The following is a 19938-nucleotide window of genomic DNA, read 5'->3' as shown; positions in this document are numbered from 1 at the left end:
CGGTGAGCGGATGACCTCGGGGCAGTCCCTGCACGATCTCGTCGTGGGCCAGGCCGCCCGCACGCCGGACGCGACGGCGGTCCGGCAGTGGGACCGGACGCTGACCTACCGCGAGCTGGTCGACGCCGCGGGCGAGCTGGCCGGCCGCCTGCGCGCGGCGGGCGTCCGCCCGGAGACCCGGGTCGGCGTCTGCGGCCGCCGTACACCCGACCTGCTGGTCTCGGTGCTGGGAGTCATGATGGCGGGCGGGGCCTACGTGCCGCTGGACCCCGCGCATCCGCCGGCCAGACTGCGCACGGTCATCGAGGACGCCGGCATCGGCACGGTCGTCGCCGACGGGGACGGACGCGGGCTGCTCGCCGGGATCCCGGTGCGGCTGACGGGACCGCGCGGCGGGACGGCCGCGGGCGCGCCGCCCGGGCACCCCGGAGACGGGGGATCCCCGGAGCCCGCGACCGGCCCGGCCGGGACCCCGCCGTGCCGGATCCGTCCGGACCACGCGGCCTACGTCCTGTACACCTCCGGGTCCACCGGGCGGCCCAAGGGCGTCGTGGTGAGCCACGCCGCCGCCGTCTCCTTCGTCACCATGGCCGGAGAGCTGTTCGGCCTCGACGCCGGATGCCGCAGCATCGGCTTCGCCGCGCTCGGGTTCGACGTGTCGGTCCTCGACGTGTTCGCCCCGCTGGCCAGGGGCGGCTCGGTGATGTTCATCCCCGACGGGGACCGGACCGATCCGGTGCGGCTCCAGCGCTTCCTGGAACACCACGAGGTCACCTGGGGGACCATCCCGCCCGCGCTGCTCCCGCTGCTCGACCCGGACCGGCTGCCCCTGCTGCGCGACCTGCTCACCGCGGGGGAGCCCGCAGGCCCCGAGCAGGTGGCCCGCTGGTCGCGGCCGGGGCTGCGGCGCTTCCACAACTGGTACGGCCCGACCGAGACCACCGTCTGTGTGGTCGGCGGCGAGCTGACCGGCACCTGGGACCGTCCGCTGCCGATCGGCCGCGCGCTGCCCGGGTGCACCGCCCGGATCCTCGACGACCGGCTCGCCCCCTGCCCGCCGGGCACGCCGGGAGAGCTGTGCATCGGCGGCCCCCAGCTCGCCCGGGGCTACCTCGACCGGCCCGGCCTGACGGCCGAACGGTTCGTCGCCGACCCCTACGGCCCGCCCGGCGCCCGGCTCTACCGCACCGGCGACCGGGTGGTGCTGGAGCCCGACGGCCGGATCGGCTTCCTCGGCCGGCTGGACCGGCAGGTCAAGGTGCAGGGCCAGCGGGTGGAGATCGGGGAGATCGAGTCCGTGCTCCGCGCCCACCCGGACGTCGGCCACGCGGTGGTCGACCTGGACACCGGGCCCGGCGGGCTGGCCGAGCTGACCGCCTACCTGGCGCCCGCGTCCGCCCCCGCGCTGGACGGGGTCCGCGACCACTGCCTGGCCAGGCTCCCGGCCTACATGGTCCCCACCCGGGTCGTCCGGCTGCCGTCGCTGCCGCTGACCGTGGCGGGCAAGGTGGATCTCGGCCTCCTGCGCTCCGGCGGGGACGGCAGCGGCCCGCCCGCCGGGACGGGGAACGGCCTCCCCGCCGGGAGGGGGACGCGCGACGCCGACTCCGGCGGGACGCGGGCTCCCCGGAACGCGGTGGAGGAGACGGTCGCCGCCGTCTGGGCGAGGACGTTCGAGGTGCCCGAACCCGGCCTCGACGACGACTTCTTCGCCGCGGGCGGCCACTCCCTGCTCGCCATGCACCTGGTGGCGGGACTCCGGGCCGGTCTGCGCAGGGAGATCGCCGTCGAGGACGTGCTGGCCGGCCGGACGGTCGAGGGCATCGCCCTGCGAGCCGGGCAGGCTCCGCCGATCGAGGACCCGCCCGCCGGGACCGCCGCCCCCGCCCTCTCCGCCGCGCAGCGGCGGATGTGGTTCGTGGAGCGGCTGGCGCCCGGCACGCCCGTGCACAACATCGCGATGGCCCAGCGGCTGACCGGCCCGCTCGACGCCGGGGCGCTGCGCGCGGCGCTGTCGGCGGTCTCCGCCAGGCACGAGGTGCTCCGCTGGCGGATCGAGGAGTCCGGGGGCGTGCCGGCCGTGGCCGTCGACCCGCCGGGCGAGGTCGGGCTGCCGGTCGAGGTCCTGCCCGCCGACGCACCGGCCGGGGAGTGGGCGGAGGACGGCGTCCCGGAACGGGTCGGGGAATGGCTGGAGAAGGAGGCCCGGACGCCCTTCGACCTGGCGGCGGGCCCGCTGTGGCGGGCCCGGCTGCTCCGGCTGGCGCAGGACGACCACGTACTGGCGGTCACGGCGCACCACATCGTCTTCGACGGCTGGTCGCAGGACGTGCTCTACGACGACATCGCGCGCGCCTACCGGGGCGACCCCTTCACCCCGCTCGCCACCTCCTTCGGCGGTTACGCGGCCTGGCTCACCGGGCGCGAGGACGCCGCGGCCCTCGACCGGTGGGCCGGCCACCTCGACGGGGCGCCCGCCGTACTGGACCTGCCGCGGGACCTGCCGCGCCCCGCCGTGCAGACCTTCGAGGGCGCCACCGCCCGGGCCGAGGCGGACGCGGAGACCGGCGCCGGGGTCCGCGCGCTCGCCGCCCGGCTGGGCGCGACGCCGTACGCCGTGATGCTCGCCGCGTTCGCCCAGGTCATGAGGAGGCTCACCGGGCAGCCCGAGATGGTCGTCGGGACACCGGTCGCCGACCGGCGCGATCCGGCGTTCGAGCCGCTGGTCGGCTGCCTCGTGCAGGTCGTCCCGGTACGGCTGGCCGTGGCGGACGACGCGGCGTTCGCCGGCCACGTCACCGAGTGCCAGCGGGAGCTGTCCGGCGCCTTCGCCCACCTGGACGTCCGGCTGGAGCGCCTCGTCGAGAGGCTGGGCGCGGGGCGCGACCTGTCGCGCAACCCGCTGATCCAGGTCCTGTTCAACATGTACGACTTCACCGAGCCCCGGCTGGACCTGCCCGGGGTGAGCGCCCGCCCGCTCCCGCCCGGGCTGCCGGGCTCCCTGTTCGACCTGACGCTCTACGTCGGAGAGCGCGGCGGACGCTACGTGTTCCAGGCCGTGTACAACCCCCGGCTGTTCCACGCCGGGCGCATCGAGGCGCTGCTGGCCGGCTACGTCCACCTGCTCGGAGAGCTAGTCGCCGCACCGGAGCAGCCCGTACGGCTCGCGTCGATGCGCCCCCAGGACGCCCCGCCGCCCGGTGACGCGTCGGCCGGTGACGCGTCGGCCGGTGACGCGTCGGCCGGTGACGCGTCGGCCGGTGACGCGTCGGCCGGTGGCGCGCCCGCACCCGCCGGAGCCCCGCCCGGCCCGGCCGCCGAGGGCGTCGTGGAACGCGTCCTGGCCAGGGCCGCCGAACACCCGGACAGGATCGCGGTGACCGGCGCGGGAGGCGAGCTGACCTACGGCGAACTGGCCGCCCTGGTGACGCGGACCGCCGCCGCGACCGCCGCCGTCGCCGGTCCCGGCCGGGCCGTCGCGATCCTGGCCGCCCGCCGCGTCGAGCTGCCCGCCCTGCTGCTCGGGGTGCTGGCCGCCGGGGCCCGCTGGGCCGTGCTCGACCCCGCCCTCCCGCCCGCCCGGCTGGCGGCCCAGGCGGCCGCGGTGGACGCCCGCGCGCTGCTGTGCTGCCCCGGTACGGCCCCGCCGCCCGAGCTGGCCGGGCTCGCCCCGGTGCAGCCCTTCCCCCCGGGAGGAGGCCGCGCGCAGGAGCCGGGAGCGGACGCCGGCCGGCGTCCGCTCCCGGAGGCGGTGCCGGTCGTGCCGGCCGGGGAGCGCGGGTACCTCTCCTTCACCTCCGGCAGCACGGGCGACCCCAAGCCCGTGCGGGCGGCGGAGGGGCCGCTCGCCCGCTTCCTCGGCTGGTACCCGGAGGCGTACGGCCTGACCGGGCGGGACCGGTTCGCCCTGCTCGCCGGGCTCGCGCACGACCCCCTGCTCCGCGACGCCCTCACCCCGCTCGTCCTGGGCGGCCCGCTCCACGTGCCCGACCAGGACGACATCCGCGACCCCGCACGGCTGGCCGGATGGCTGCGGGACCGCGCCGTCACCGTCGCCCACCTCACCCCGCAGCTGGCCGTGCTCGTCGCCGCCGCCGGGGTGCCGCTGCCGGCCCTGCGGCTGGTCCTGTTCGGCGGGGACCGGCTCACGTGGGCGGAGGCGGCCCGGTTCCGGCAGGTCGCGCCGGCCGCGCGGCTGGTGAACGCCTACGGAACCACCGAGACGCCCCAGGTGCAGGCGGTCTTCGAGATCGCGGACGGCGACCGCGCGGACCAGGCCGGGCCCGGGGGCCCCGGGGGTCACGGCGACGCCGTCCCGGTCGGACGCGGGGCCGACGGCGCGGAACTGCTCGTACTCGGCGGGAACGGCCTGCCGGCCGCCGTGGGAGAGCTGGGAGAGGTGGTGATCCGCAGCCGGCGGCTGGCCGAGGGCTACCTCGACGAGCGGCTCACCCGGGAGCGCTTCACCACCGAGGCGGACGGGGAGACGGGCCGGTACCGCACGGGCGACCTGGGCCGGTACGACCCCGCGGGGCGGGTCGTGCTCGCCGGGCGGGCCGACGGCCAGGTGAAGATCCGCGGCTACCGGGTCGAGCTCGGCGAGATCGAGGGCGCGCTCATGGAGCACCCGGACGTCCGGGCGGCGGCGGCGACGGTCGCCGACCGGCCGGGCGGGCCGGTGCTGCGCGCCTACGCCGTCCCGGCGAGGGCCGGGGTCCGGCCGGCCGACCTCCGCCGGCACCTCGGCGACCGGCTGCCGTCCCACGCCGTCCCCGCCGACGTGATCCTGCTGCCCGCGCTCCCCCTCACCCCGAACGGGAAGGCCGACCGGGCTGCGCTGCCCGAACCCGCGCCCCGCCCGGCCGGCACGCGCGCCGACGAGCCGGCCGGCGCGACGGAACGGCTCGTCGCCGGGGTGTGGCGGGAGGTGCTCGGCCTGCCGAGGATCTCCGCAGGAGAGAACTTCTTCGAGATCGGCGGGCACTCGCTCGCCACCGCCGAGGTCCAGGCCAGGCTCGCGGCGCTGCTCGGCCGCGCCGTCCCCATCGTCGACCTCTTCCGCTTCCCCACGATCCGCTCCCTCGCCGCCCACCTCGACGGCGCCGGGCGCACCCCGGGCCCGGAACGCGCCTCCCGGCGGATCGCCGCCAGGCAGGTCCGGACCCCGTCCCGCAGGGCACCATCCCGCCGGCCGTACCCGGCCGGAAGACAGGAGAATGAGGAATGACCGAGGAATATGCGGTCGAGCCGATCGCGGTGGTCGGGCTCGCCTGCCGGATGCCGGGCGCGCCCGACGTCCCGTCGTTCTGGCGCAACCTCATCGACGGCGTGGAGTCGGTCAGGTTCTACACCCGGGAGGAGCAGGCCGCGCTCGGCGTGCCCGACTACCTCCTCGACGACCCCAACTTCGTGCGCGCGGCGTCCATCGCCGACGACTACGGCGCCCTGGACGCCGCCTTCTTCGGCATGTCCCCCCGCGAGGCCCAACTGCGCGACCCGCAGCAGCGCATGTTCCTGGAGCTGTCGCACAGCGCGCTGGAGGACGCCGGCTACGACCCCGCGCGCTACCCGGGAGAGGTCGGCGTCTACGGGGCGATCGGCTCCGACGAGTACCAGTGGATGTTCATCCGCAGGGACCGCAAGACGCACGCCTCCGTCGGCAACCTCGCCATCTACACCGGAAACCATCCCGACTACCTGTCGACGCTGGTCTCCTACAAGCTCGACCTGCGCGGCCCCAGCCTCACCCTGCACACCGCCTGCTCCTCCTCCCTCGTCGCCATCCACGTGGCCTGCGAGGCGCTGCGGTCGGGCGAATGCGACATGGCGCTCAGCGGCGGCGTGTCGATCGAGATGCCGCCCGAGTGGGGCTACCAGTACCACCAGGACGGCATCTACGCCTCCGACGGGCACTGCAGGGCGTTCGACGCCTCCGCCGCGGGCACCATCTGGGGCGGAGGCGGAGGGATCGCCGTGCTCAAGAGGCTGTCGGACGCCCTCGCCGACGGCGACCACGTCCGGGCCATCGTGATCGGCAACGCCATCAACAACGACGGCGCCACGAAGGTGGGCTTCTCGGCGCCGAGCGTCGAAGGGCAGGCCGCCGCGGTCTCCCAGGCGCTCGACCTGGCCGGCGTCGACCCGCGCACCGTCACCTACGTGGAGGCGCACGGCACCGGCACCTCCCTCGGCGACCCGATCGAGGTGGCGGCGCTGTCGAGCGTGTTCGGCAGGGACACCGACGAGGCCGGCTGGTGCGGGATCGGCTCGGTCAAGACCAACATCGGGCATCTCGGCCCCGCCGCGGGCATCGCCGGATTCATCAAGACGGTCCTGTCGATCGAGCACGGCATGATCCCGCCGAACCTCAACTACACCAGCCCCAACCCCCGGATCGGTTTCGGCGACAACCCCTTCCAGGTCGTGTCCGCCCTCACCAAGTGGGAGACCGGCGAGTTCCCCCGCCGGGCGGGCGTCAGCTCCTTCGGCATCGGCGGCACCAACGCGCACGCCGTGCTCGAACAGGCCCCGGCCGCGGAACCCGCGCCCCGGGAGGACCGCCCGGTCCACCTCCTGCGGCTGTCGGCCCGCACCCCGTCCGCGCTGGACGCCATGGCGGGCAGGCTCGCCGACCGGCTGGCGGGCGCGGCCGACCTCGACCTGGCGGACGTGGCCTTCACGCTGCGCACCGGGCGCAAGGAGATGAAGCACCGCGCGGTCGTCGTCGCCACCGACACCGGGGACGCGGTCCGCGCGCTCGCCGACCCCCGCCGCCTGGTCAAGGGCCAGGCGGGCGCGGAGCCGCGCGTGGCCTGGCTCTTCTCCGGCCAGGGCGCGCAGTACGCCGGGATGGGGGCCGGGCTCTACCGCACCGAGGCGGTCTTCCGGGAGGCCGTGGACGAGTGCGCCGAGCTCCTCCGCGCCGAGCTCGGCCTCGACCTGCGGGACCTGCTCTTCCCCGGAGACGACGGCCGGGAGGCCGCCGACGAGAGGCTCCGGCAGACCGCGCTCACCCAGCCGGCGCTGTTCACCGTCGAGTACGCGCTGGCCCGCCTCTGGCGCTCCTGGGGCGTCGAACCGGCCGGGATGATCGGCCACAGCATCGGGGAGTACGTCGCGGCGACCGTGGCCGGGGTCTTCGACCTGCCCGGCGCGCTGCGCCTGGTCGCCGCCCGGGGCCGGTTGATGCAGAGCATGCCGCCGGGCTCGATGCTCGCGCTCCGCCTGGACGAGGCGGAGGTCCGGGAGAGCCTGCCCGACGGCCTGTCGATCGCGACCGTCAACGGGCCGGGGACCTGCGTCGTGGCCGGGCCCACCGGCCTGGTCGAGGAGTACGGCGCGCGCCTGGCCGAGCAGGGCGTGGGACGCACGATGCTGCGCACCTCGCACGCCTTCCACTCGGCCATGATGGACCCCGTCCTCGCCGAGTTCCACGAGATCGTCGCCTCGATTCCCCGCAACGCCCCCGCGCTGCCCTTCCTGTCGAACGTCACCGGAACGTGGATCACCGCCGAGGACGCGGTCGACCCCGCCTACTGGACCCGCCACCTGCGGAGCGCGGTCAGGTTCGGCGACTGCGTGGCGACCCTCCTGTCGGAGGGGGAGTGGCGGCTCGTCGAGTGCGGTCCCGGCCGCCAGCTGGCCGGTCTGGCCAGGACCCAGCTGCCCTCCGGCGCCCCGGCGCCGCTGGCGAGCCTGCCCGGTCCCGCGGACCCCAAGTCCGACCCGGAGGTGCTCTACGCCGCCGCCGGATCCCTGTGGACCGCGGGGATCCGGCTCGACGCCGAAGCCCTCGGCGCGCCGGGGCGGCGTGTCCCGCTGCCGGCCTACCCCTTCGAACGCTCCCACCACTGGGTGCCGGTCCTGCCCGACCCGCAGCTGATCTACCCGGTCCCGCCGCGTACCGGCGCACTCCCCGTCGAGGAGTGGTTCAGCCTCCCCGCCTGGCGGCAGGAGCCCGTCCCCGTCTCCGGCGCACCCGGACCGGACCGCTGCCTCGTCTTCGCCGGCCCGTCCGCCGCCCCGCTGGCGGCGGCGCTGCGCGCGGCCGGGACGGAGGTGCTGACCGTCTCTCCCGGAGAGCGGTACGGCCGCACCGCCGACGGCGGGATCACGATCCGGCCCGGCTCCCGCGAGGACTACGAGGCGCTGGTCGCCGAGACCGGGGTGCCGGAGCGGATCGTCCACGCCTGGGCCCTCGACGGCGCGCCCGCCCGCGACGCGGCCGGCGTCCTCGCCGCGCAGGATCCCGGCTTCTTCAGCCTGCTCGCCCTGGTGCAGGCGCTCGCCCAGGCGGAACGGGAGTCCGGGGTGCACCTGGACGTGCTGACCGCGGGCACGCAGGGCGTGCTCGGTCCCGACCTGCGCCGCCCCGAGCACGCGACGGTGGCCGGGATCGCCAAGGTCGTCCCGCTGGAGGCGCCCTGGCTGTCGGTCCGGCACATCGACCTGGAGGCCGGGACGGGCGGCCCGGACGCGGAGGGCGGCGCGGCGCCGTACGACTTCGGCCCCGTGCTGGCCGAGATCGCCCGCGATCCCGCGCTCGACGCGCCCGCGGAGGGCACGCCGCCGTCGCCGGTGGTGCTGCGGTCCGGGCGGCGCTGGGTACGCGGCTACGAGCCCGTGCCGGTGGCCGCCCCGGCCGGCCGGGAGGGCGCTCCGGAAGGACTGCGCGACGGCGGCGTCTACCTCGTCACCGGCGGCCTCGGCGGGATCGGCCTCACCCTGGCCGAGGACCTCGCCCGGCGCGTTCGGGCCCGGCTGGTCCTGCTCGGCAGGTCGGGGCTGCCCCCGCGCGAGCGGTGGGACGCGCTCGACGGCGCGGACCGCGCCGCCCGCGCGGTGGCGGCGGTCCGCAGGATGGAGGAGGCGGGCGCGGAGGTGCTCGTCCTGGCCTGCGACGTGACCGACCCGCAGGGCCTGCGCCGCGTCCGCGAGGAGGCGCTGGCGCGCTTCAGCCGGATCGACGGCATCGTGCACGCCGCGGGCCTGCCCGGCGGAGGCATGGCCGAGGTCAAGGAGCGCGAGGCGGCCGAGCGGGTCATGGCGCCGAAGCTGACCGGCACGGTCGCGCTCCGCGAGGTCTTCGGAGACCTCGACCTGGACTTCGTGCTGCTGTGCTCCTCGGTGACCGCGGTGGCGGGCGGGTTCGGCCAGGTCGACTACTGCGCCGCCAACAACTTCCTCGACGCCTACGCGCAGACCTGGCCCGGACGGGTGATCTCGGCCAACTGGGGCGCCTGGCTGGAGGTCGGCATGGCCGCCGAGGTCGCCGCGCCGGTGGCCTTCCGCGCGCTGCAGCGCGGTGACCGGGTCAGCCCGCTGGACCACCCCGTGCTCACCCACCGGCACGACTCCGCCGACCGGCTGCCCTGGACCTCCGGGACGATCTCCCCCGACACCCACTGGCTGCTGGCCGAGCACCGCGTCGCCGGGGAGCCTGTGCTGCCCGGCACCGGCTACCTGGAGACGGTCCGCCACGCCTTCGAGGCGACCGTGCCCGCTCCGGCGCCCGGTCACGTCGTCGAGCTGCGCGACGTCGCCTTCGTGGCGCCGCTGGCGGTCGCCGAGGGCGCCACGGCCGAACTGCGGGTGCTGTTCTCACCCGGCGGGGACGGCGTGGACTTCGAGGTGGTGAGCGTCGTCGGCGGGACGACCAGGTCGCACGCCAGAGGCGGCGCGGCGTGGGTGCCCGCGGACGAGCAGGCCGCCGACCTGGCCGAGCTGCGGGACCGGTGCTCGTACGGCTCCCGCGACGGGGCGGCGGACATGTTCGCCTCCGCGTCCGGCCTCGTCGCCTTCGGCCCCCGCTGGCGGAGCCTGCGCGCCGTGCACCTGGGGCAGGAGGAGGAGCTCGCCCGGCTGGAGGCGGCGCCCGAGGCCGCCGAGGAACTCGGCCGTTTCGGGATCCACCCGGCCCTGCTCGACGAGGCCACCGCCTTCGTCAGCGCCGCGGGCGAGCACAGCTACCTGCCGCTGGGCTACGGCCGGATCACCGTGCACGCACCGCTCCAGGCACGGATCTGGAGTCACGCCAGGCACCGGGACACCGGGGGAGGGGAGATCGTCTCCGTCGATCTGACGATCTACGGGGACGACGGCCGCGCGCTCGTCGACATCTCCGACTTCGTGCTCCGCCGGGTCGACACCGGCGCCGTCGCCGCCACCGTCGGGGAGGGCGCCCGGCAGACGGCGGAGCAGCCCGTCGTGGCCGAGGAGTCCGCGGCGGCCGGAGCGGGCGTGGACCTGGAAGGGGCCCAGCGCGGCATCTCGCCCGCCGGCGGCGCGGACGCCTTCCGCCGCCTGCTCGCCGCCGGCCTCGGCCCCCAGACGGTCGTCAACGCGACCGCCCTGGCGGAGTTCGTGGCGGGCGTGCGCGAGCTCACCCAGGAGACCGTGGCCGAGCAGCTGGACCTGGCGGCGGACGGCGGCGGGGGGAGCGCGGACGGCTACGTCGCGCCCCGCAACGAGACCGAGGGCATGCTGGCCGGGCTCTGGGGCGAGGTGCTGGGCGCGGGACGGGTCGGCGTGGAGGACGACTTCTTCGAACTCGGCGGCAACTCGCTCGTCGCGGTCCAGCTCATCGCGCTGCTGCGCAAGAAGGCCGGGGTGAAGCTCCCCATGCGGACCCTGTTCCAGGTCCCGACGGTGACGGGCATGGCGGCCCTGGTCGAGGAGATGCGGGCGAAGGGGAACGCGAGGGAGACGGCTCCGGCCGCCATCGCCCGCCAGCCCCGGACCACCACCCCCGGCTGATCCGGCGGGACGGCCCACCGGAGCGACCGGCTCCGGTGAGCCGCCCCTCCCGGGGCGGGTGCGTCAGGAGTTCAGTTCGGCCAGCCAGCCGAGCTGCTCCAGGCGGTCGTCCAGCGTCGGCGCGTTCAGCCCGACGATCAGGGTCGTCGCCCCCGCCTCGCGGTAGGCCTCCAGGCGCTCGCGCACCCGCCCCGGGGTGCCGCACAGCGCCAGCGCGTCCACCACGTCGTCGGGCAGCTCCTCCATGGCCTCGCCCATCCCGCCGTCGAGGTAGGCGTCCTGCACCCGGGCGGCCGCGGCGGCGAACCCCAGGCGGTGGGCCAGCCGGTTGTAGAAGTTGACCTCCCGGCTGCCCATGCCGCCCAGATACAGTGCGAGCATCGGACGGACCACGTCGCGGGCGTAGTCGGCGTCGTCGTCCACCATCGCCATCACCATCGGGGAGACGGCGATCCCCGCCGGGTCCCGCCCGGCCAGGGCCGCCCCCGTGCGCAGGTGGCCGAGGGACTCCGCCACGTGCTCGGGCGGGAAGTGGATCGGCAGCCACCCGTCGGCGATCTCACCGGCGAGGGCGATCGCCTTGGGGCCCATGGCCGCCAGGTGGATCGGGAGCGGCTGCCGTACCGGGCCGATGGCCATGCTCAGCGCCTTGCCGCGGCTGTCGGGCAGGGGCAGTTCCAAGGTCGGGCCGGTGTGGCGCACGGGCTCGCGGGCCAGCGCGGTCCGCACCACCTGGACGTAGTCGCGCAGGTGGGCCAGCGGGCGCTCGTAGCGCCGGCCGTGCCAGCCCTCCGTCACCTGCGGGCCGGAGGTGCCCAGACCCAGCCGGAACCGGCCCCCGGACAGCCGGTCGATCGTCGCCGCGGCCATGGCGGTGGCGACGGCGGTGCGGCCGGAGATCTGGATGATCCCGCTGCCGAGCTCGACCCGCTCGGTTCCGGCGGCCAGCCAGGCCAGCGTCGTCGCCGGGTCGGCGCCGTACCCCTCGGAGGCCCAGACCGACTCGTACCCCAGCCGCTCGGCCTCTCCGACCAGCTTCAGCTGCTCGTCCGGACCGGATGCGACAGGTCCCAGGGTGCCGATGCTGAATCCCAGACGCACGGACGCCTCCTCGCTTCTCATGGCTGTAGTCCCGCTGTCGTGATCGCATCATCTCCGGAGACGGCCCCCCCGCACAGGGCGTCTCTGGAGAAACAGGGCATCTCGCGAAATCCGGAAGGCCGTGCGGGTTCCCGCCGCACCGGATCCGGCCTCGCCCGCCCTGGCCGGGGCGCCGACTCTCGGCCGTCGCCTGGGCGGGACCCTGCTTCGCCGCAGGGACGAGGCCGGCCGTTCAGTCCGCCCGCGCCGACCGCGACAGTTCCTCGGCCTGCCTGCGCAGATGGGGCGGGAGCGCGGGGTCGAGCGCCTCGATCGCCCGCATGGCCAGTCCCGCAGCCCCGGCCTGCCGGCCGAGCAGGACGTGGACGCGGGCGGCGCGGAGCAGGACGGGCCCGCTGGCCGATCCGGCGGCGACCGCGTCGAGTACCTCCTGCTCGGCGGCGTCGAAGCGCCCGGCCAGCGCGAGCGCCAGTGCCCGGGCGGACACCGTCCCCGGGTGCTGGTGCGCGCGCACCCGGTCCAGATCGCGCAGGGCCTCTACCGCATCCCCCAGGTCCGCGTGGATCTCACCGCGCAGGGCGAGCGCCTCGACCGGCGGCCGGGCCGCGAGCGCCACGGCGCCGTTGAGGCAGGCGAGAGCGGCGCGCGGCTGTCCGGCGTGCCACAGGGCCTGGCCGAGGACCAATCGCGCAGAAAGGTCGTTGGGCGCCCACCCGAGAGCCGCCTTCAACAGCTCGACCGCCCTGGCATGATCTCCCTGCGCCAGCCAGAGCCGCCCGCCCGCTGTCAGCGCCCGGGCCACCCCGTCGAACTGCTGGAGCATCGCGAACGTCCCCGCCGCCTCCTCGAACAGGTTCCTGGCGGTCGAGATCTCTCCCCGTGCGGCCGCGACCTCTCCCAGAATCTCCTGTGCCTCGGCCCGCACCCACACCTCGTCGAACTCCGCCGCGCGCGTCGCCTCGTCGGCGAGCCTGCGCGCCGTCTCCCACTTCTTCCGGGCCAGCGCCGCCCGCGCGTCCACCAGATAGGCGGCGGGGCGTTCCGGCCGGCGTACGGCGGTGATCAGTCGGTCGTGCTGCAGTTCGTACCAGCGGATGCCCAGCCGGTGCTCCGCCTTGAGGAGATGGCGGTCCTCCAGCGCTCTGGCGACGGCGTTCGGCATGCCGCCCGTCTCCTGGAGGCCCTCGTAGACGGTGCTGCGCGTGCCGTGCTCGGTCACGAAGGAGTTGCGCAGCCAGTACTGGATCTCGGTCACGGGAACGTTCTGCTCGGCTGCGACCCGGGTGAGGACGCGTTTGCAGAAACCGGTCAGGAACCGGTCGACGTCGGCGTGCAGGTTCACGTGGTCCACGGTGATCTCGGTCAGCTCCGCCGGCAGCGACTCCCACAGCGCGGAGCAGACGACCTGGAGCTGGACGGGTTCGACCACGTCCAGCTCCAGCATGGTCGTCCGCCCCTCGTCGTCGACGATCGTGACGGTGCGCAGATCGTCGACGAGCAGTTCGGCCGCGTCCGGCGCGAAGAAGCGGCCGGTGTGCTCCAGCGGCTTCACCGCGGCGTCGAGCGCGGCGGCGCGGGTGAGAGGACGTAGGTGGAATCTCGCGTTCGAACCGTGACCGAGAGGCTGCTCGTACGGCAGGACGGCTGCCAGGTGCTCCTGGCGCAGAGACAGGAGCAGGTGGAGCCCGTCGTGATCCTCCATCGCCCGAGCCAACTGCGCCATCAGCTCGTTCCGTTCGTCCCCCCGGTGGATCGGGCCGCTGAGCAATTCCTCGGCCTGGTCGATGGCGGCCAGGACCGGAACCGGGTCGCCGTACCGGTCGACGCGCACGGGGCGTTGCGCCAGAAACTCCGAGACCGTCAGCCCAGCGAGAGCCGGCAGGGGCTGCTCCGGGGACCAGGCCGAGAGCAGGGACAGGACGTGGTGGTTGACGTGAGGCGCCGGCGGGAACGCGGCGATCCTGTGCAGTGACGCGCGGGCGATGGGCAGGACGTCGGCGCGCTCGGCCTCGATGCGGGGCAGGACGCCCGCACGGAGCATCGAGGTCTTTCCCACGCCTGAGGCCCCGTACAGCACGGTGAGCCCACTGGCCTCCCAGAGGGCGGCGACGTCGCGGGACTCCCGTTCGCGCCCGAAGAAGAGCCTGCCCTCATTCTCCTCGTAGGAACGCAGCCCGACATAGGGCTGGGCCGCCTTCCCCGCCTCCTGCGTCACGATATCCGCCTCATTCCCCGCCAGGAACCCTCGCGGGGCCGCGGCGCGGTGACGTGGATATCCACTCGGATTCACCCATGCGGAGGAGCAACTCTCTCGTGAACGCATCCGGCACCCCCCAGAAGATGGCCGGATTCCATTCACGGAACTGCTCACGGTAATAGAAGAGGGCGGCGGAAATCGTCGCCTCCGTGGAATCCGCGGTCGAGACGTCGCTCAGCACCATGTAATGACGCCTTCTGTTGGATCTGGTGATGATCTGCTCGATAAAACTCATCAGCGATTCGAACTCGATCGAGTCGGGAGCGTATCCGACGATCAGCAGGGGGCGGGTGGTCAGCATGTGGAGAACGCTGAGGGGGAACGGGCCGGAATCATAGGGGTGTCCGTGGACGAATCTGCTGCGCGACCTGCGTTCTTTTTCGGTCAGCACGAGGGATGACGGGTTGGAGAAGAATCCGTTGAGGTGGTAGACGAGCGGCCTCTCCGCCGTTGGTTCGGAGAGGCCTTCCGGTTTCGGTGAGGATTCCTCCGACCACCAGGCGGGTGAACTCCGGGAGGGGTTTCTCCCTTCGTACAGCAGACTCTGGAACAAACGGTCGCTGAAGGAGGTCGTCACATATCCGGAGACCGGGAACCTCGCCAATTCGTCGAGTACTCCCGGTGTGTCGTCGGCGAGTTGCTTCCGGCGGCTCTGGTACTCGGCGGCGAACAGCGCTTTCACCGTCTCGGGGCCGCCGTGCACCGTCGCGGCGTAGCCGACCACCCGAGCCATGTTCCACGGATCGTCGAACGGATACGAGAAGCGGTCGGCCCAGTCCCGGACCAGCTTGTCGATGATGGAGTTCTCGCCGCCGGACGCCTTGCTGCCGATCACCGGGACGCAGTCCCCGCGCCTCAGCTGGTCGATGAGTCTGCGCCAGTCGGTGTCACCGGCGCCCTTTCCCCATGGGATGCCCGATGGCGCCGAGGGCGTGTTCCCCACGCTGGAGGGAGCCCGGCCCGATACGGAGTCGGCCGGTTCACGCACCGCTCCCTCCGGCGCCACCCTCGTGTAGTGCTCCGCGCTCTGGCCGTCTCCCACCGCCCGGAGATAGCGCACCAGGTCGGTGACGAACTCCCCGACGGCGGACTGACGGCACTCGACGAGAGACGATGCCTCGGCGTGGCCGACCAACTGGGCATAGCGGGGCCATGACGCCGGGTCCTCCGGGCTTCCCCGCTCGGATCCGGCGACGAGCAGGTGGACGTCATGCCTCATGGCGCTTCGCTGCTCTTCGGTCATCTGCTGCCGCAGCATCGACTGCAGCAGGCGGTGGACCTGGTAGGTCGCACTCCCGCTGTCCATGCGCATGAGGCCGAAACGCTGGAGTTCCCTGATCGCACGGCCCAGCAGGATCGGATCGCGGAAGACGTCCGCGGATTCGCCGGGCAGCGGCAGGTCGCCTTCGGTGAGGAGCCGCCGCGGAATGGACTCCGGACCGAAGAACGCGCACCGGAAGAGTAGTTGGAGCGCGTTCGGAAGATCGGCGGCCAGCCGTTCGAGGGCGAGGTTCCACGCCGAGGCGAGGGAGAGGGGATAGTCCGTGGGCTGCCCCTGCTGCAGAGTTGCGGCTGTGCGGCCGCGAACCAGCGCCACGTATTCGTCCGGAGGGGTTCCCGTCTCCGCCATGAACGCTGCCGCCTGGACGATGGCCAGCGGGAGATCATCGAGCTCGTCCGCGACCGTGTCCGCTTCCTCGGCGGACATCCTCGGCACCCGCCGCTGGAGAAGCGCGACACTGTCATCCCTGCCGAACGTATCGAGCCGGAGGGGGACCCCCACCTGTTCCCATTCGGGATTCCTGGTGGTGACGAGGACGTGGCCCCCGTGGGGAGGCAGGAACTCGCCGAGCGTCTCCGGCCGCTCGGCGTTGTCGAAGACGAGCAGCCATCTGATGGGCGCGGAGGGGTCGCGAAGCCTGTGGAAGACGGACTCCGCGACCGGGCGGTCGTCCGGGTCGAGGCCGAGCTGCCCCGCGAGGGCGGCGAAGGCCGATCTGATCAGGGTGGGCTCCTCGGCTCGGATCCACCAGATGACGTCATATTGCGGCGCGTATTCATGGATGTACTTCAGCGCGAGTTGCGTCTTGCCCACCCCGCCCTGACCGATGATCCCGATCGGCAGGTGGCTGCTTTCCGTGATCCTCCTGCGGAGGAGCCGCAACTCCTCCTCCCGTCCCATGAAATGCACCCTGACCGGTAGGTGCCCGCCCCAGACGGAGGGGCCCGGGACGTCGCGGGCGTCACCCGGCGTGGGCCCGGCCCGCCCGGCTGCGGACGGCAGCGGGCTACGTGCGGGCCGCTCGTTCTGGATGTCGTCGTATGCCTGCTTCCACACCCGAACGGTGCCGAGCGCCGTGTCGGGATCGCCGCCCTCGGCCCGTACCTTCTCGCGGCAGGCCCGCAGCAGCGGCTCCACCCGATCGGTCCAGCTCGGCAGTCTTTTCAGCTGGCCGCTCACCAGGGTTTCCACCGTGGTCTTCTTGATTCCCGATCGGCGCGAGAGCCAGTCGGCCGAAGGGTTGCCCGCGGCGTGGCGGAGCCGTCTGAGGTCGTCGATGAAAAGCCGCACAGGAGTGCCGGGCGCGGAATCCCGAGCTTGCACGGGCAGCCCCTCTCCGCTTTCAGGAAGACCGACGGACCCGGGTTCATGTGACGGCAATCATACGCTTCGGCACCCTGGGCTGTGGATCTATGCCAATTATCCCGAAACCCGGGGTTGCCCCGGGTGGCCGCGAGCTCACCCGAGGTCGCCCGGGAATCGGTACCGCCGCGCGTTCCCGGACTTCCATTTCATCTATGACAGGTACGAAGTTCCGTAACAGCCGGCTGACCGGCGTGGGGGTCCTGGCGCTGGGTTCCTCGGTGGGATCGTGGATTGTGCACCCGGCCTTCGGCGCGGTGCTGGCCTGCGCGGAGACCGCGCTGGGCATGGCGGTGATCATGGCTGGCCTGTTCGGCTCGGACCGGGTGAGCGAGCGGGCGTTCCGCCTGCTCCGATGGGTGGCCAATCGGCCGGAGCCATTGAAAGCGCCGCGAAGGTGACTCGGGGGAGGTCCGTCGTCGTTGCCTGCGGCGTCTTGAAGTCCGTCGGTACGGTTCCGCAGAGGCTCCGCGCCTATGTCGGTCACGGGTCGGCGGTTCTACGCTGGAGTACAGGAGACGCGACATGCGGTGCGGCACCCGCGACGGGCCCGTCACGGGAACCCGACCTCGCCGGCCGTGCGTTCGCAGAGGCAGGATCTTAGGCTTCATCTGGAACCGGGCGAGCGGAGGCGGGCGCATGTCGATTCCCCCGGCTGCAGGCCCCTCCCGGCCTCCGGGATCACAGCCGCAGGTGTGGGGCAGAGTGCCGCAGCGGAACAAGAATTTCACCGGGCGGGACGACCTCCTGGAGAGTCTGCACGAGGGGATCGCGGCGGACGTCACGGTGGTCGTCCCCCACACCCTCCACGGGTTCGGAGGTGTCGGCAAGACCTACGTCGCGATCGAGTACGCCTACCGGTTCCACCATGAGTACGACCTGGTCTGGTGGATCCCGGCGGACCAGCCGATGCTCGTGCGCTCGGCGCTGGCGGGCCTCTCGCCGCACCTCGGGTTGCCGCCCGCCGGCTCTGCGGGTATTGAGGACACCGCCGCAGGTGTGCTGGACGCGTTGCGCCGGGGTGAGCCGTACTCCAAGTGGCTGCTCATCTTCGACAACGCCGAGCAGCCCGAGGACCTGAGCGACGTCATCCCGCACGGGCCGGGGCACGTACTGATCACTTCTCGCAATCACGCCTGGACGTCGGTGGCCGACACCGTCGCGGTGGACGTGTTCACTCGGCAGGAGAGCATCGAGTTCCTGCTGAGGAGGACCGACGGAGGCATCAGCCCTCAGGACGCTGACCGGCTGGCCACGGAGCTCGGTGATCTGCCGCTGGCTCTTGAGCAGGCGGGAGCCCTCCACCACGAGACGGGTATGTCGGTGGATGAGTACCTCCGGCTCCTGAGGGAGCAGACGATCCAGTTGCTCGACGCGAACAAACCGTCGGACTACCCGCTGTCGATGACGGCCGCCTGGTCGTTGTCGGTGTCCCAGCTGGAGTCGAAGTTGCCGGAGGCCGGAGAGCTCCTGCGATGCTGCGCGTTCTTCGGGCCGGAACCCATTCCGAGAGACGTCTTCGGGGCGCGTGACGAGGAGCACGCGACCCAGTCACGTCTCAGGGGACTTCTGGGTGATCCGATCCTGCTGAGCAGGGCGATCAGGGAACTGGGCCGCTACGCGCTGGCACGCATCGACTCGGAGAACCGGACCATCCAAGTTCACCGGCTCGTCCAGGCCCTCCTCCGCGAGGAGGTGGGAGAGGCTGACCGCCTGGCGTTCCGGCACGAGGTGCATCTCCTCCTGGCGGCGGCGGTGATGTCCCACAGCCCTAACGACACCACCGGCTGGCCGTACTATGCGGCGCTTCTGGGCCACATGAGTCCCGCTCAGGTGAAACTGTCCCACGAACCCCCCGTCCGCCGCTTCGCTCTCGACATGGTGAGCTACCTCTACTCTTCGGGTGACTATTCGTCGGCGCACGATCTCGTCGTGGAGTTACTCGATCAGTGGCAGGCCGCTAGCGGGGACGAGGACATGTCGGTGCTCCTGGCGCGGGGGCACCTCGGCATCGTCTTGCAGGAGCTCGGCGACTACTTGGCTTCCTTCGAACTCAACAAGGAGACCCTCGCGAGGATGCAGGCGGTTCTCGGGCCGGAACACGAGGAGACGCTGCTTCTCACCAACAGCCACGGGGCCGATTTCCGGGCACGCGGCGGTTTCGCCGAGGCCCTGGAGCACGACCGGAGATCGCTGGAACGGCACCGTGAAGTCTTCGGCCCCGACCATCCCCAGACGTTGCGCGTCGTGAACAACCTCGCCACCGACTACCTGCTGGTCGGTGATTACGAGCGGGCGTTCGAACTGCAGACGAGCGCATACTCGCAGAGCCGCCGCGTCCTGTCGGGGAACCGGCAGGACGTGCTCAGTTCGTGGAACGGTCTGGCGAGGATCGTGCGGCTGAGAGGCGACTACTTCGGCGCCTGCGACCTCGGTGAGGATGCCTACGAGTTCGGCTGCCTGGAACTGGGCGCGGACCATCCATGGACTCTGCGGACAGCCAAGGACCTGGCCACCGCCAAACGGCGGGCCGGACTGATCGACGAGGCGTTCGATCTCGCCCAGCAGACGTTCGAGCGTGAGGAGCGCATCTTCGGCCGCGACCACCCCGACACGCTGGCCGCGGCCCTCTGCCTGGCCAACATTCTGCGTGCCAGGGGAGAAACGGTCGAGGCGCTCGCGCTTCTGCGGGATACCACCCGTCGGTACTGGCGGGCCTTCGGGGCGGACCATCCCTTCCGCTACGGCTGCGACATGAACCTCGCCGTCCTGCTCAGGGTCAACGGCCACCTCGACGAGGCACGGAGGCTCGACCAGGAGTCCCTGAGCGGCTTCGATGGCCGACTCGGCCGCTCACATCACTACTCCCTCGCCTGCGCCGTCAACCTGGCCAGCGACCACGCGCTTCTGGGAGACCACGAGACGGCGAGAAGGCTCGGCCAGGCTGCTCTGGCCGAGCTGCGCGCCCTCCTGGGGGAGCGCCATCCGCTGACGCTGGCATCGGCCGCCAATCTGGTCGTGGATCTGAGAGCAGGGGGTGCTGTGGGAGAGGCGGAGGCGCTGGCCGCCGAAACCTTCGGTCACTATCGGGAAGCCCTGGGCGCGGCTCACCCGGATGTCCAGCTGGCGATGGCGGGCGTGCGCCTCGACTTCGACTTCGACCCACCGGCGCTCTGACCTG

General features: G+C 73.2%; 7 protein-coding genes. 4 read left to right on the top strand and 3 right to left on the bottom strand.

Annotated features, from left to right (window positions below; translation table 11 throughout):
• Window positions 1–10 precede the first annotated feature (10 nt).
• Both FHS22_RS26065 and FHS22_RS26060 read left to right on the top strand, forming a co-directional pair.
• Window positions 11–5227 (top strand): non-ribosomal peptide synthetase, encoded by a 5217-nt coding sequence (locus FHS22_RS26065; RefSeq protein ID WP_184945741.1) that lies wholly within the window; start codon window positions 11–13, stop codon window positions 5225–5227.
• Window positions 5224–10755 carry a type I polyketide synthase gene (locus FHS22_RS26060; protein ID WP_184945740.1) on the top strand — a complete coding sequence of 1844 codons (5532 nt, stop codon included), beginning with the start codon at window positions 5224–5226 and terminating at the stop codon, window positions 10753–10755. Before FHS22_RS26065 ends, FHS22_RS26060 begins: the two co-directional genes overlap by 4 nt.
• Window positions 10756–10818: 63 nt before the next feature.
• Here FHS22_RS26060 and FHS22_RS26055 read toward each other — a convergent pair whose 3' ends face one another.
• The 3 genes from FHS22_RS26055 to fxsT (FHS22_RS26045) all read right to left on the bottom strand — a co-directional run bounded on the left by FHS22_RS26055 (window position 10819) and on the right by fxsT (FHS22_RS26045) (window position 16718).
• Window positions 10819–11856 (bottom strand): LLM class F420-dependent oxidoreductase, encoded by a 1038-nt coding sequence (locus tag FHS22_RS26055; protein WP_184945738.1) that lies wholly within the window; start codon window positions 11854–11856, stop codon window positions 10819–10821.
• A 232-nt stretch (window positions 11857–12088) separates the two neighbouring features.
• Window positions 12089–14071, bottom strand: a complete 1983-nt coding sequence (locus FHS22_RS39365) for an nSTAND1 domain-containing NTPase (RefSeq protein WP_184945736.1) — start codon at window positions 14069–14071, stop codon at window positions 12089–12091.
• 10 nt (window positions 14072–14081) lie between these two features.
• Window positions 14082–16718, bottom strand: a complete 2637-nt coding sequence (fxsT, locus tag FHS22_RS26045) for an FxSxx-COOH system tetratricopeptide repeat protein (protein ID WP_184945734.1) — start codon at window positions 16716–16718, stop codon at window positions 14082–14084.
• Between the two features lie 194 nt (window positions 16719–16912).
• Here fxsT (FHS22_RS26045) and FHS22_RS26040 point away from each other — a divergent pair, with 194 nt between their 5' ends.
• On the top strand, window positions 16913–17158 hold the full coding sequence (locus tag FHS22_RS26040) for a hypothetical protein (RefSeq protein ID WP_184945732.1): 246 nt from the start codon (window positions 16913–16915) through the stop codon (window positions 17156–17158).
• Window positions 17159–17462: 304 nt separating this feature from the next.
• Window positions 17463–19934, top strand: coding sequence for an FxSxx-COOH system tetratricopeptide repeat protein (gene fxsT / locus FHS22_RS26035; RefSeq protein WP_338047952.1), 2472 nt, complete (start codon window positions 17463–17465; stop codon window positions 19932–19934).
• The last annotated feature ends 4 nt before the right edge of the window (window positions 19935–19938 follow it).

Source organism: Thiemannella venezuelensis (assembly GCF_014203605.1).
Taxonomy (GTDB): domain Bacteria; phylum Actinomycetota; class Actinomycetes; order Streptosporangiales; family Streptosporangiaceae; genus Planomonospora_A; species Planomonospora_A venezuelensis.
This window is presented reverse-complemented; position numbering and strand designations above follow the sequence as displayed.

Excerpts from the sequence above, each read along its gene's own strand:
- FHS22_RS26065 (WP_184945741.1), top strand. The coding sequence starts at position 11 with ATGACCTCGGGGCAGTCCCTGCACGATCTCGTCGTGGGCCAGGCCGCC.
- FHS22_RS26040 (WP_184945732.1), top strand. The coding sequence starts at position 16,913 with ATGACAGGTACGAAGTTCCGTAACAGCCGGCTGACCGGCGTGGGGGTC.
- FHS22_RS26060 (WP_184945740.1), top strand. The coding sequence starts at position 5,224 with ATGACCGAGGAATATGCGGTCGAGCCGATCGCGGTGGTCGGGCTCGCC.